The sequence below is a fragment of the Methylobacterium sp. CM6241 genome (assembly GCF_054817845.1).
In genome coordinates this window covers 5,005,392-5,020,319 of sequence record NZ_CM139246.1, presented here as the reverse complement: position 1 = coordinate 5,020,319, position 14,928 = coordinate 5,005,392, and the positions used below count along the sequence as shown (strand labels likewise).

7 protein-coding genes are annotated in these 14,928 nt (G+C 69.1%); 2 read left to right on the top strand and 5 right to left on the bottom strand.

The features are described from left to right. Positions 1-52 precede the first annotated feature (52 nt). The 4 genes from ACYQR9_RS23685 to ACYQR9_RS23670 form a co-directional block, all read right to left on the bottom strand. The gene (locus ACYQR9_RS23685) at positions 53-1,135 is read right to left on the bottom strand and encodes an MlaD family protein (RefSeq protein WP_056426158.1); all 1,083 of its coding nucleotides are present in this window, start codon (positions 1,133-1,135) and stop codon (positions 53-55) included. A 431-nt stretch (positions 1,136-1,566) separates the two neighbouring features. Next, the gene (locus tag ACYQR9_RS23680; protein WP_207411670.1) at positions 1,567-2,385 is read right to left on the bottom strand and encodes an ABC transporter ATP-binding protein; all 819 of its coding nucleotides are present in this window, start codon (positions 2,383-2,385) and stop codon (positions 1,567-1,569) included. 14 nt (positions 2,386-2,399) lie between these two features. Next, on the bottom strand, positions 2,400-3,569 hold the full coding sequence (locus ACYQR9_RS23675; protein ID WP_461228237.1) for an ABC transporter permease: 1,170 nt from the start codon (positions 3,567-3,569) through the stop codon (positions 2,400-2,402). A gap of 67 nt (positions 3,570-3,636) precedes the next feature. After that, the gene (locus ACYQR9_RS23670) at positions 3,637-4,830 is read right to left on the bottom strand and encodes an MFS transporter (protein WP_461228236.1); all 1,194 of its coding nucleotides are present in this window, start codon (positions 4,828-4,830) and stop codon (positions 3,637-3,639) included. A gap of 168 nt (positions 4,831-4,998) precedes the next feature. Between ACYQR9_RS23670 and ACYQR9_RS23665 the strand changes: the two genes are divergently transcribed. Beyond that, positions 4,999-6,090 carry a hypothetical protein gene (locus ACYQR9_RS23665; RefSeq protein WP_461228234.1) on the top strand — a complete coding sequence of 364 codons (1,092 nt, stop codon included), beginning with the start codon at positions 4,999-5,001 and terminating at the stop codon, positions 6,088-6,090. 52 nt (positions 6,091-6,142) lie between these two features. Next, positions 6,143-6,583, top strand: coding sequence for a DUF1489 family protein (locus tag ACYQR9_RS23660; RefSeq protein ID WP_461228233.1), 441 nt, complete (start codon positions 6,143-6,145; stop codon positions 6,581-6,583). A 63-nt stretch (positions 6,584-6,646) separates the two neighbouring features. Here the strand turns inward: ACYQR9_RS23660 and ACYQR9_RS23655 are convergent, their stop codons facing one another. Next, entirely contained in the window at positions 6,647-14,836 is an 8,190-nt protein-coding gene (locus ACYQR9_RS23655; RefSeq protein ID WP_461228231.1) for an apolipoprotein A-IV repeat region-like domain-containing protein, read from the bottom strand. Between the last annotated feature and the right edge of the window lie 92 nt (positions 14,837-14,928).

Genomic DNA, 14,928 nt, shown 5'->3' with positions numbered 1-14,928 from the left:
TAGCGGTTTCCGTGCCGTGACGCCGGACACATGCGGCTAGGCTTTGCCGGGTTCAGCGGCCACCGTTGTATTCTGGCAACGATGGCTTGCCGCCGAAGATGACCTGCGACGGGTCGCGCTCCAGGCTCTTCACCGTCCGGTTCAGGGTGTTGAGGGTGCGCTGGCCGTCCGAGGAGAGGGCTTCGACCTCGCGCCGTCCGGTCCCGCTGAGACGGCTGAAGCTCGACGCGATGGTGGAGGTGCGCTTGTCGAGATTCTCCGACAGGGTGCGGAAGGCCTTGCCGGCATCGCGCACGGAGATCGCCGCCTCACGGACTTCGGCGAAGGTGCTGCTCCCGGCCTGGCCCGAGGCGGAGCCGAGGAAGCTTTCGGCCCCCTTCAGCACGTTGTCGACCCGGTCGGCCGAGGCGTTGAGCTTGCCGGCAAGCGAGCGCGCGTCCTTCACCGCACCCTCGATGTCGGGGCTCGCGGTGCTGAGCGCGGCGGAGAAGCGCTCGGCATTGTCGATGACGCGGTTGAGCTTCTGCCCGTCGATGGCCTTCACCAGCGAACTCACCGCAGGCCCGGCATCGTTCAGGGTCTTGGAGAAGGATTCGACGTTGGCGAGCGTTCGGGTGATGGCGCCCTCGTTGCCGGCCACCAGCTTGTCGAGGCGCTGCAGCACGTCATCGGCGCGCTGGGCGATCTGCTTGGCCGCCGCCATCATGTCCTGGATGTCGGAACTGTCGGCGAAGATCGTGGGTGTCTGGTCGCCCGAACCCGGCGTCAGGGGCGGCGAATCGGCGTTGCCGCCGGAGAGCGAGATGGTGGAGACGCCGGTCAGCATCGCGGAATCGAGGCGGGCCCGGGTGTCGGCGCGCAGGGGCGTGGTCCGTTCGACTTCCACCATCGCGACGACCCGGCGAGGGTCCTGCGGCAGCAGGCGGACATCCATCACCTCACCGACCTTGATGCCGTTGAAGGCCACGGTCGAACCCTTGGCGAGGCCGCCGACGCTGCCGGAGAAGACGATGCGCACACTCTCGCGCACCTGACTTCGCGATCCGCCCTGGAGCCAGAACACGAAGCCGAAGGCCGCCACGACGACCGCGAGTGTGAAAGCCCCGACGAGGGCGTAGTTCGCACGAGTCTCCATCGGATCAGCGATACCTCGGCGTGGCGGGGCGAGTGCGGTGCGGGGACGCACACGGTGCGCGAGCCCCGATCGATCGCTGGGCTATGTGGCGCACGGCTCCGCTCGGGTGTCGCGCAGATGGGATGAGGGGCATTCCAGCCGATTGGCTCGGCGCAGGCTCCCTTATCGGGGGCGCACCGGGACGCGCCGATTCGCCCGAAGGCGTTTCACAAGACTCGGATGTGTCGGCATGGAGCACGGCGAGGCTCCCTCTCCTGGAAGGAGAGGGTTGGGGTGAGGTGCGGTCCATCTCCGGAGAGATCGCACACCTCACCCTGTCCCTCTCCTTCCAGGAGAGGGGACCCGCGATGCCCTCGAATCGTGTCCGGACTCGGATCGGTATGACACGGGCTCCGGTCCGACCGAACGGCGCCCGCATCGTCAGGACGGCGTTAGGCGGTTGCATGCCGGCCTCCCTGCGGGACGATCGCGCGGGCCCGCTTGCCGTGGAAATACGAGCGCAGCCAGGGGTGATCGCTCGCCAGCATGGCGTCGATCGGCCCCTGCGCGATGATCTGGCCGTCGCCGAGCGCCGCGATGCGGTCGCAGGCCGTGTAGAGACTGTCGAGATCGTGCGTCACCATGAAGACGGTGAGCCCCAGCGTCTGTTTCAGGGTGGCGACGAGTTCGTCGAACTCCCCGGCGCCGATCGGGTCGAGGCCCGAAGTCGGCTCGTCGAGGAACAGGATCTCAGGGTCGAGGGCGAGAGACCGGGCCAGCGCCGCGCGCTTGATCATGCCGCCCGACAATTCCGAGGGGAGCTTGTCGGCGGCATCGGGCTTCAGGCCCACCATCTCGATCTTGAGGCGGGCGAACTCGTCGAGCAGGCGCTCGGACAGGTTCAGGTGCTCGCGCATCGGCATCTGGATGTTCTGCTTCACGGTGAGCGCCGAGAACAGCGCACCCTGCTGGAACAGCACGCCCCAGCGCTGCTCGATCTGCCGGCGGCGGGCCATGGTCATGGTGTCGACGTCCTCGCCGAACACCTCGATCGTGCCGGAGCGCTTCGGCACCAGGCCGAGGATCGTCCGGGTGAGGACCGACTTGCCCTGGCCGGACGGGCCGACGAAGCCGAGGATCTCGCCGCGATAGATGTCGAGGTCGAGCCCCTTCATCACGATCTTGCTGCCGAAGCCGACCACGAGGTCGCGCACGCCGATGATGACGTCGCGAGGTGGGGCGCGGTCGAACGGCGCGGGGGGCGGGGACATCTGGTTCACGGCGATCAGAAATCGATGGCCGCGAAGAACACGGCGAAAAGTCCATCCAATACGATGACCATGAAGATAGACTTCACGACTGAGGCCGTGACGTGACGTCCGAGCGATTCTGCCGATCCTTCGACGGCGAAACCTTCGATTGTCGCGATGATGCCGATGATGAGGGCCATGAACGGCGCCTTGATGAGGCCGACCGCCACGTGGTGGAAGGACACGGCGGCCTGGAGCCGCGCCAGGAACGCGTCGATCGTCATGCCGCCGTAGAGCGAGGCGGTGAGGCCGCCCCCGGCCAGGGCCGCCAGCGAGGCGAGGAAGGCGAGGATCGGCAGGCCGATCACCAGCGCCAGGATGCGCGGGACGATGAGGATCTCGATGGGATCGAGGCCCATCACCCGCAGGGCATCCACCTCCTCGCGCATGCGCATCGAGCCGATTTCGGCGGTGAAGGCCGAGCCGGAGCGCCCCGCCACCATGATCGAGGTGAGGAGCACGCCGAGTTCGCGCAGGATGAGCAGGCCGATCAGGTTGACGACGAAGCTCTGCGCCCCGAAGCGCTGAAGCTGAAAGATGCCCTGCTGCGCGACGATGCCGCCGACCAGGAACGAGATCAGCATGATGATCGGTACGCCCCGAAAGGCGACCTGTTCGAGCTGGTTGACCAGGGCCGTGCCGCGGAAGGTGCTCGGCCGCGAGGCGACGCGGATACAGGCGGTCACCACCTCCCCGAGGAAGGCGAGGCCGCTGACCATGTCGGATTTCGCGCCCACGACCCGGATTCCGAGATCGTGCAGGAAGCCCATAAGGCGGCCGCGTTTGGGCGGGCCGGCATAATCCTCGTCCGGCAGATTCATTTCGCCGAGCAGGATACGGTGCTCGGCCGTGGCCCCCGCATAGGCGAGGCGACCGCCCGCGGCTTCGATCTCACCACGGGTCCGCTCCAGGACCCAGGCGCCGAGCGTGTCGAGCCGCGCTACCTTCGACAGGTCGACGAGGATGGGAGCACCCTTTGCATCGCTGGCGATGCGCGCGGCGGCCCGCTCCACGGAGGCACCCTGATCCGCCGTCCAGCGACCGCTCAAGACCACGCGTCCACCTTCGCCGAGAAACTCGGCTTCGGCGGCGTCAGGGTTCGGCTTGGCAGCAGCGTGGCGCACGAAGCGCGACTCCCGGTTCATGCGCAACTAAAACGCAGATCAAGGTTACGGATTGGTCAAGACCCGCGACAAGCGGCGGAGTGCTGACCTACAAACGGGGCGGTGTGAAGGGGGCAAGTGTCGCTGCTCTCGCGGAAAGTGACACGAGGCACAGGCCGGACAGGGCGAGCGGCGCCATCAGGGCGAAAGCGAGCGAGCCGCCGCCGGCCTGGTAGGCGACACCGCAGAGAATCGTCGCGCTCGCCGAGGCGCAGGCATTGACGGCGCTCGACATGCCCTGGGCCCGCCCCCGCGCCCCATCGGGCGCGAAGGCCGAGATCGCCGTCATGGCGCCGAGCTGAGTCGCCCCGAAGCTGAATGCGTGGAGGGTCTGCAGGAACAGCGCCGGAACGAGCTCGCCGCCGATCAGGGACAGGCCGACGACACGGATGAGGGACGCGGCGGCGCCGAGGCCGATGAGCCGGAACGGCGTACGCCAATGGGCGGGCCAGCGCCCCACCGTGGCGAAGAAGACGATCTCGGCGGCGACGCCCGTCGCCCAGAGCACGCCGATCCACGAGGACGAGATCCCGCTGGCCTGCCAATGGATGCTGCCGAAGGCGTAGGTCGCCGCGTGGCTCGCCTGGATTGTCGCCTGTGCGCCGATGCAGAGCCAGAGCACGCGGGGCAGCTTCGGGCGTGTGCCGGGCGCGATGCGCGGCTGCGCCACATGAGCTTCCACCGGGCTGGCGAAGATGGTGGCCGCGGCGACGAGGGCGAGGCCGGTGAGGAGGACCGGCACGGCGAGGCGTTCCCCCATGGCGCTGAGGGCCGCCCCGCCGAGCAGGCTGGCGATGAGGAAACCGATGGACCCCGCCATGCGGATGCGGGCGTAGTCGAGCCGCTTGCTGTGCCGCACGGCCGCGAGGGTGAGGTAGTCGATGGTCGGCACCAGTGGCGCTCCGGCCGCCGCGTTCATGGCGACGAGCACAGCGAGGATGGGCCAGCCGATGGCGGCACCGGCGGGCATCAGCGCATAGGTCGCCGCCACCGCCACGCTGCCGGCCAGCAGGAGACGGCGCGCGGCCACGCCCCGGTCGATCAGCCCCACGAGGGGAGCCGTGGCGATGATCTTCATGGCGATGGGCAGCGCCAGGAGGGCGCCGATGATCCGCGCATCGAGGCCGAGCGCCTTCAGCCAGACCGGCATGAACGGCATGGCGATGCCGATCTCGACGAAGACGACGGCATAGAGCAGCGACAGACGCGTCGCGTTCGGCTCCGTCGGAGAGGATTGAGACAAGGGGGACCGCTCGATCGAGGGGCGAAGCGACCTCAAGCCGAAGCGTTGCCGGCCGCTGACGATGATTCGACCCGTAAAGGGGGCGTTAAAACCATCGTGTCAATCTACTGGTGCTGGTACCCGCGACTTCGCGCAACGGCGCGAGGCACCATCGAGGACACGAGTTCTATGTCTGTCATGCGTTCGCTCACCCCGGTCGATGAGTCGGAATACGACCGTATCGAAGCGGCGATGAGCGAGAGCGAACGCGGCCGCTGGTTCCTCGCCGAATATACCAGGCGCAACCGCAGTGCCGATACGGACATGCTGCTCGGCGCCATCTCTCGCCTGGAAAGCGCGGTGACGGCGGATCGCCCCTCCGACCGGGAAACCGAGCGGGTCGGACGCATGCGCGGCGACCTGATGGACATGGCCCACGCCATCGCCAGAACCAAAGCCGAGATCGCGGCGATCAGCACCGTGGATCAGGACCATAGTCGCCTTGGCATCGCCTCCGTCGCCCTCGACGCCATCGTCCGGGCCACCGAGCGCGCGACGTCGGACATCCTCGGCGCTGCGGAAGAAGTCCAGGAGACCGCCTGGACGATGCGCGAAACCGGCGCGGATGCGACGATTTGCGACGTGCTCGACCGCCGGGCAACCGAAATCTACACCGCCTGCTCGTTCCAGGATCTGACGGCGCAGCGCACGGCCCGGATCATCCATACCCTGCGCTACCTCGAAGAGCGCCTCGCGGCGATGATCGCGATCTGGGGCGGCGAGGTCGAGGCGATCCCGCCGGCGCCGGGCTCGACGGCGGCGACTGTCGCCCAGGACCTCGACCAGAGCGATGTGGACCGGTTCATCGACATGGATTCCGGGCGATCGGAGAGCGTTCGGGAAGCGAAGGACGACGTGACGGGGGAGATGGAGGCCGTCGTCGAGGAGCAGGCGGAAGAGCCGATGAGCCCGGACCTGCCGCTTTCCTCCGCCACGGAGACGGCGGACGAAGACGCCCCGTTCACTGAGCCGCACGCATCCGAGGCGGGCGAGGATGTTGTCGCCGAGGACACCGTCGCCGAGGACACCGTCGCCGAGGACGCTATCGCCGAGGATACGAGCGAGCCTTTCGACGACGAGCCGGCCGACGATGTCGTTTCCGACGACGAGAGCACCGAGGACCGGGCGACGTCACCGGCTTCCGAGAAGACCGACATCGCCACGGCTTTCGCAGATATCGACGGACTGAGCGAGAAAGAGAAACTCGCCCTGTTTTCCTGAGCGAGACGAATGCCCCGCGCGCATCGTCGACGGCACTGATAAGAGGGCCGTCATGGCCCTTCACCTCCTGAAGCTCTGCGTCGGACCCGCGACGATCGAGGACCTCGAACAACGCATCGCCCGCAACCGGGACGACGCGTTGCAGGCGGGGCGCGACCCGTCCACGTTCCACGTGACCCGAATGGTGCCCAAACGTGCCTCGGCCATTGCCAGGCAGGGCTCGATCTACTGGGTCATCAAGGGCACGCTGTGCTGCCGCCAGGCCATCACGGCCATCGAGCCCTTCACCGATACGGACGGCGTCGGCCGCTGTCGCCTCGTCCTCGATTCGGTCGTGGTCCCGGTCAATCCGCGCCCATGCCGGCCCTTCCAGGGCTGGCGCTACCTGACGGTACGGTCCGCGCCGGCCGATCTCGACATGCGCCGCGCCGACGGCCTCGCCGACATGCCCGAATCGCTGCGACGCGAGCTCTCCGTCCTCGGCCTGATCTGACCTTATTCACCCTCACCGTGATCCGGCGACGGAGCGGTGATGCCGCCCCGTCGCCGAAGGATGTCAGGCCCCTTCGAAGCGGCCGCTCGCATGGGCGAGCATCGTGTAGACCTTGCCCGTCTCCGAGGTGAGGTAGGCATCGGCACGACGCGAGTCGCGGTCGTTTTTCGAGACTTCGCCGAGGAGCCGCTCGAACTCGCCGACATAGCGGTCCACCGTGCGGCGGAACTCGGCATCGGCCGCGTAGCGCCGGCGGATCTCCTCGAAGGTCTGCCGACCCTGCGCGGTGTAGAGACGGCGATCGAACAGGTTCGGCTCACCGCGACGGTAGCGCTCCCACAACTCCACAGCCGTCTGATGTTCGATCATCTTGGCGATGTCGTTGGAGATCGTCTCGAGGGCGGTTCGGCTGCGGTCGACGGCCGCGCCCTTGCCCGCTTCCAGTTTCGCGGAGCCGGCCTTGGCGGGCTCCGCCTTGTTGGAGCCGGCCTTGGTCGCGTCCGGCTTGGCCTGACCGTTGGGACCGGCGGCCGCTTTCGCCGGATCGGCCCCATCCGTGTCGTCGTCGAGGGAGGCGCGCGTCAGCAGGTCCGACAGCCAGCCGCGATTGTCGCGTCCCGACGGGGCACCCGCACGCGCAGTCTCGCCGGGACGTAGGGCGGGCTGGTTGCCGGCACGGGCCGCCGGGGCGGAGACGATCGTCATCTGCTGGGTCGGGCGAGCGTCGGACGACTTGTCCTCGCGGGCCTTCGGCTCGGAGGGCTTTGCGGCGACCGGTGGCGCGACCGGGTTGGCCCCATTCTGCTTCGGCTTGGCCGGAGCGGGTTCCGAGACCTGCACGTCCTGTTGCTTGGCGGGCTGGACGTCCGCCTTGCGCGGGGCAGGGGCCACCGCCTCGGTCACGTCGACGCTGCGCCGCGAGCGGGAGACGAGCGAGGACAGCTCGTTCAACGCCTTGATCTGGTCGGAGACGACCCGACGCATCTCGCTGGTGGCTTCCTGGGTCTCCCGGGGGATTTCCAGAACGCCGCGCTGCAGGTCCGCCCGCGTCGCTTCGAGTTCGCGACGGATCTCCGCCGCCATCTCGCGCATCCCCGCCACCGAGTCGCCGAAGCGGCCGGCCGCGCTCTCGAACACCGTCATCATCTGCTCGGATGCGCCGGAGATCGCCGTGCGAACAGCGGTCGCCGTCCGCTCGCCTTCGCTGCCCGCATCCTTGCGCAGACCTTCGAAGGCTCCGGTCACACTGGCGCCCGCGCTTTGCGCCGCATCGGACAGGCTGCTGGCGATGCCCCGTGCCCGCTCCTCGGCGGAGCGAAGGGTCTCGGCCATCTGCGTGTCGAACCGCGCGGTCTGCTCCTCGAGGACGCCCGACCGCGCCTCGATGCGGGTCAGCACCTCTTCCACCGCCTTGTCGCGGCTGGCGAGAAGATCGACGAGGCGCGTCTCGACGGTTTCGAGCGAGCCGGCCGCGTTGGTGAGCGTGCCGGAATGAGCGCGGGCGATCTCGGTGAGCGAGGTCCCGCGGGCATCGAGCGAGGCGGCGAGGTCGGCCGCATCGCGCAGGGCGCCCTCGGCGACGGCCTTCAGCTGGTCGACCTGTTCGGCGACGCTTCTGCTGGCGCGCTCCGTCTCGGTGCCGATGGCGGAGAGCGTCGCCTGCACCTGCTCGACCCGACCCGACAGGCCGTTCTCGATGGCGCCGAGATTTTCTCCGGCATCGGTGACGAGTTCGCGCAGGGCCGAATTCGCCCCCTCGACCCGGTCCAAGACGCCAGCGAGTTCGCTGCGGAGACGATCGCTCGCCTCGTTGAGGCTCGCCAGCGCACGGGAGGCGCCACCGTCGATGGCTGCCAGCAGGGCATTCCTGGACGCCTCGGATTGTTCGGCGAGGTCCCGAACACGATCACGCAAGGTGTCGGCGAGGGGCTTTGCGCTCTCGTCGAGGATACGTGCGATCTCCTGATTGCGCTCGCCCAGGGAGGCGACGAGCTGGGAGGCCGGCCCCTCGACGATCTCGCGGAGGCGCTCGGAATGCGTCGCCATCGCCTCGACCATATGGGTGCCGCGCGTGTCGATCGTCTCCACGATCGATCCCCCACGCTCCTCGATCGCGCGAGTGATGGTCTCCGCGCTCTCGGCGAGCCGGCGGGCCAGGGACTGCCCGCGCGCCTCGATCAGAGAGGCCAGGGCGGTCGAGCGGCGATCGAAGCCGGCGACCATGTCCTGGTTGCGCCCGTCGATGAGGGCGGCCACGGCCTCGTTGCGCTGGTCCAGAGCCGTTGCGAGCGCATCGGCATGGGCCTGGGCGAGGGCGGCGTGGCGGTTCACCCGCTCGTCGAAGGCGGAGAGCATCGTCGCGCTGCGCTCGTCGACCAGGGCCGCATAGGCGTCCTGGCGGTCGTCGAACGCATTGGCGAGAGCATCGCCGCGTGACGCGACGAGGGAGGCGAACACCTTCATCCGGCTGTCGATCCGGTTCGTGAAGGCCTCGCTGCGGGCATCCACGGCCTGGGTCAGGGCGGCGCCGTGGTTGTCGATCGCATGAGCGAAAGCGGTCGCACGGCTGTCCACGAGCTGGTCGAGGGCGCGCAGGCACTCGTCGAACAAAGCTGCGATGGCCTGCGTACGGGCATCGACCGACTGAGTCAGCGACTGGCCCTGATCGTCCACCGTGCGGGTGAACGCGCCGGTCCGGTCTTCGACGAGATCGGTGAGGGCACGCATCCGCGCGTCGAAGACATTCCCGATGGCCTGAGCGGTGGCCTCGACGGCCTGGCTGAGGGACGTGCCGCGATTGTCGATGGCCTGCGTCAGATCGGCGGCGCGGTTGTCCACGAGGTGGTCGAGGGCGCGCAGGCGCTCGTCGAAGACGGTCGCGATCGACTGGGCGGTGGCCTCGACGGCCTGGCTCAGGGAGATGCCGCGATTGTCGATGGTCTGCGTCAGATCGGCGGCGCGGTTGTCCACGAGATGGTCGAGGGCACGCAGGCGCTCGTCGAAGACGGTGCCGATGGCCTGGGCACCGGCCTCGACGGCCTGGGTCAGAGACGTGCCCTGATGCTCGATGGTACGGGCGAACGCCGCCGCGCGGTCGTCCACCAGGGTGTCGAGGGCGCGCAGGCGCTCGTCGAACAGCGTCCCCATGGACTGGGTGCGATCGTCCACCGCCTGGTACAGGGTGCTGCCCTGCATCTCCATGGTACGGGCGAATTCCGCTGTCCGGTTCTCCACGAGGGCGTTGAGCTCGCCCAGGCGCTCGTCGAAGAGGGCGCGCAGGGAGCCTGTGTGGTCGTCGAGGGACCGGGTGAGGTGTCCGCCGCGGTCGTCCACCGTCTGGGCGAAGTCCGCCGTCCTGTTCTCCACGAGGGCGTTGAGCTCGCCCAGGCGCTCGTCGAAGAGAGCGCGCAGGGAGCCGGTGCGGTCGTCGAGGGACCGGGTGAGGCTGCCGCCGCGCTCGTCCACCGTATGGATGAGTTGCGTGGCGTGGTTCTCGATCAGCTCGTCGAGGGCGCGCAGGCGCTCGTCGAACAGCGTGCTCAGCATGGCCGTGCCGGCATCGACCGAGCGGGTCAGGACGGAGCCCTTCGTGTCCAGCGTGTGCACGAAATCGGCCGAACGGTTCGCCACGAGGGTGTCGAGGGCCTGCATGCGGTCGTCGAACAGAGCGCCCATCGCGTGGGTCCGGTCGTCGACGGTCTGCGTGAGGGCCGTACCCTTGGTGTCGATGGTGCGGGCGAAATCGGCCGAACGCTCCGCCACGAGGGCGTCGAGAGCCTGCATGCGGTCGTCGAACAGGGCACCCATCGCGTGGGTCCGGTCGTCGACGGTCTGCGTGAGGGCCGTGCCCTTGGTGTCGATGGTGCGGACGAGTTCGGCCGCGCGGTTCTCCACCAGATCATCGATCGCCCGCAGGCGCTCGTCGAACAGGGCGCTCAGAGCGTGGGTGCGCGCATCGACCCGGTCGGTGAGGGCTTCGGCGCGGCTATCCACCAGGCCGTCGAGGGCGGTGAGGATGTCGTCGAACAGGGTCCGCAGCCCGTGGGTGCGGGCTTCCACCGATTCCGCGATCCTCGCGCCGCGACCGTCCACGAGTTCGTCCAGGGCGCCGATGCGCTGGTCGAACAGCGCGACCAGGTCGCGGGTCCGGGCTTCCACCGCGCCGGCCGCGCCGCCGAGGCTGGCTTCGATCGTGTCGACGAAGGTCCGGCCATGCTGGCCGAGCGAATCGTGCAACGGAGCCAGCCGGTCTTCGAAGCTGCTGGCGAGCACCTGGGAATGATCGTCCAGCATGGTCCGGATCTCGTTGGTCCGGTTGTCCAGGAGCTGGTGGACGGTGCGCACGCCCTCGTCGAGCAGACTGCCGATATCGGTGGTCCGCGTCTGGAGGGTAGAGCCAAGGCGGCCTTCGCCTTCGCTGAGCAGACGGTCCGCATCGGCGACGACGTCGCGCAGGCGGGCGATGATGGTGTCGCCGCGCTGTTCCAGAAGCTCCGCAAGGGAGGAGCCGCCGCGATCGAACAGCTGCGCCAGTTCGGTGATACGGGTGCCGAGGGCGCCGAAGACCACGCGTCCCTTCTCGTCGAGCTCCTGGCCCATGGCGGCCGTGCGCTCGTCGATGAGGGCGGCCAAGGCTTCCGCGCGGTGCGAGAAGGACGAGCGGATCGCCTCCGCCTGTCCGGCCAGCGCCTCGTTGGCATGGCCCGTGCGGCTCTCGATCATCTCGACGAGTTCGCGGGTCCGGTTGGCGAGATCCTCGTCCACGGCGCGGGTGCGGCTCTCGATGAGGCGGATCGCTTCGAAGGCCTGGGAGCCGAAGGTCTCGTCGATCAGGCGGCTGCGCTCTTCCAGCGCGGCGGCGATGGTGTCGAGACGCCCGACCACGCTGGTGTCGAAGCGGCCGACGCCCTCTTCGATGCGGCGGGACAGGTCGGTCGCCTGCTGCTCGAAGCGCTCAGCGATCTCGGTGGAGCGGCTGCCGAGGGTATCGCCCAGGGCCAGGCTGCGGCTGGCGATGTCCTGCGCCATGCCGTCGGCGCGGGCATCGAGGGTCTGGACGAGATCGCGGCTACCCTCGACCATGATGCGCGCCATCTCGCCGGTGCGCAGGATCAGGGCCTCGTTGAGGGCGGTGGCGCGAGAGCCGAGCTGCCCGTCGATCTGGCTCACCAGATGGGTGAAGGTCTCGCCGATCTCGGCGGAGCGCTTCACGGAGCGTTCCTCGAGGGCGCCGAGCTGGCTCTCCACGGTCTCGCGGGCTTCGCGGGTGCGCTCGGCGATGGTGTCGGCGACCGCCTTGCCCTGCACCGTGATGACGCGGTCCATCTCCTGCAGCTGGCCGGTGACGGTCTCGCTGAGGGTGGAGGTGTCGCGGGCGATGCGGTCGGCGAGGATATCGCCGCGCGCAATCGTCTCCTGGAGCGCCGCAAGGCGGTCGTTGAGCACGGTGTCGATGGCCTTGGCGCGGCTTTCCGTCGTGTCGGCGAAGGTGGCGCCGCTCTGCACGAGGGCGTCGCTGACGCGGGCGCTCTGGGCGGTCACCGCCAGAACGATCTCGCGGCCGGTATTTGCGAGCTGGCCATGCGCCTCTTCGGCATGGGTGGTGATGAGGTCGGTGAGGCCACGGCTATGCGTGCCGAAGGAAGCCTCGACATCCTTGATCCGGGCGGCGAGTTCGCCGCCGACATTCTCGGCCGCCCGAGCGATCGCGCCCGTCGCCTCGGTGGCGCGGCTGACCAGGGTCTGGTCGATTTCGGACAGGGTCCGGCGCAGGGCCTCCATCGCGTCCTGAGCGCGCCCACCCACCTCTCCGCTGAGGCCGCTGGCAGCCTGCTGGAGGAGCTCGGCGGCTTCCTGTGTGCGGGCGGCGAGCTCGGCTGAGGTGGCGGACAGGCGCTGCTCGAAGATCTGCACCGCTTCGACCGTGCGGGCTTCGAGTTCGCCGGTGGCGCTCGCCGAGGAACGGCGCAGGGCCTGGGCGGCTTCCGCCGTGCTGGCGCCAAGGCTCACCGTGGTCTCTTCCGCGCTGCGGCGGAAGATGTCGGCGGCCTCGCTGGTCCGCGAGCCGATCTCGCTGGCCAGGGTGTCGAGGACGGCGCGCAGGCTCTCGATCGCGGTGCCGGACTGGGAATCGAAGGTGCTGCCGAGAACCCCGAAGGCTCCGGTCAGGGTGAGGGTCGCGTCCTCGACACGCTGGGTGACGAGACCGCCGACCTGCTCGCCGGCCTTGGTCAGGCGGCGGATGCTGGCATTGACCACGGAGGCCGTATCCTCGCCGCTGCTGCGGAGCGCGGCCGCTGCCTCGGCCGACCGGGTGTCGATCTCGCCGTTGAGGCCCGCCACGGTGCCCCGGAGGTTCTCCACCGTGCCCATGGCCCGGGTCTCGAAATGGGTGCCGAGGGCCGCCAGGGCCGCATCCATCGCCCGCGCGGCCTCCTCGGCGCGCTGGGTGACGAGATCCCCCACGCGCTCTCCGGCGGAGGTCAGGTTGCTCTCGAGCGAGCCGCCCTGGACGGTGAGGGTTTCGTGCAGGCGGTTGGCCACCGTATCGATGCGCTCGGCCAGAAGACCGGCGCGATCGTCGATCCCGCTGCCGGCGGTCTCGATCGACCGGATGAGGTCGTCGCGCAGGGCCGTGGTCCGGGCCGCGAACGTCTCGACGATTCCCTCGGATGCCTGGGCCAGACCCGCCTGCGCTTCGCGGGTACGGGTTTCGATGGTCTCGGATACGCCGCTGCCGGCAGCTTCGATCTCAGCGCGAAGGGCCGCGCCCCGAGCGGCGATGTCGTCGGTGATGGTGGCGCCCGTGGCGGCGAAATGCTCGCGGAGCGCCGTGCCGGTCTCGGCGAACCGGGCGGTGATCTGGCCGCCGGTGTTGGAGAAGGTCGTGGTCAGTTCGGTGCCACGGGCGAGGAACGTGTTTTCGAGGCCGCGCGCGGATTCCTCGAAGGCCTGGCGAACTTCGCTGCCCTGGCGGTTCAGGCTTTCGATCACCTCCATGCCGGTCTGGGCGAGGGTGCGGGCGACTTGGCCGGCATTGTCGGCCAGCGTCGCGGTGAGCATGCCGCCGGTCCGCTCAAAGGCGAGGGTGACGTCCGCCGCGCGGCTTTCCAGGGATTGCGTCAGGGTGTTGCCGACTTCGGTCAGGCTGCTGCGCACACCTTCGCTGGTGCTGGCGAGGCGCTGCACCAGGTCGTCGCCACGGTCGGTGACGAGGCCGACCACGCGGTCGCCGGCTTCTCCGAGGGCCGCCGTGATGGCGTCGCCACGGTTGCCGAGCGCCGAAGTGATGGCGTCGCCGCGCGCGTCGAGGGCGCCGGTCACCCGTTCGCCGGCGCCGGTCACTGCGGCGACGATGCGTTCGGCCGCGCCATCGAGCTCCTGCGTCAGGTTCTGGTGCGACCCGGTGATCGCGCCGCGAACGCGCTCCGCATTGGCGACGATGGATTCGCGCTGTGCGACGAGCTCGTCGACGAGGGAGCGGATGCGGATCTCGTTGTCGGAATAGGCCCGCTCCAGGGTCGCGATCTCGCCGCGAACCAGGGTTTCCAGTTCGCCGGCACGGGCCAGCGCCCGCTCGACGCCGTCGCCCACGGCCGCGACCTCACGGCGGACCGTCTGCGACATGGTGAGGACGGCATCGGTGGAGAAGTTCTCGGGTTCGGCGAGGCGGATCGCGACTTCGCCGACGGCGCGGGCCACGAGGCGCATCTCCTGCGCACGGACGGCGAGCATCGCCATGATCGCGAACAGGACGATGGGGCCGACGATGGCGGTGGCGCCGACGGCGGCCTGAAGCGCCGTCATCCCGGCGAAGAAGCCCTTCAGCTCACCTCCCGACTGATTCCAGGCGAGGGCGAGGAGGGCGGCGAACCAGACAGCGGAGACGATCGCGGCGACGATGTAGGGCGTGCCGGACGGCCGCACGCGCAGGGTCTGCTGCAGGATGCCGATGTTCTGGCGGTCGTCATTGGCCACCATGGAGCGGTCCGGCGGCAGCAGACCTCCTTCGCGGCGCGGCCGGTTGCGGTCCGGCGGCGGCAGGTCGGAAGCGAGGGGCTGGTCGAGATCGAGGCGAGGGGGCGCGAGGCGGCCACCCTGCTCGCTCAGCAGATCGTTGTCGCCCACATCGGGAAGCCGCGGCTCGACCCGGGGCTCCGCCGCCTGCGTCGAGGGAAAGTCCAGGTTGAGGGCCTGCTCGATGGCGGAAAGAGCCGCCTCGGCCGGGTCCTTGAGCTTCTTTTCCGTGGCCATTCAACGCCTCGTTACGCAGATCGTCGAAGCCGGCCGCACCCGGTGATCGACGACATTTTTACCAATTTACCAAGGAAGTTTAGACCTCGGCG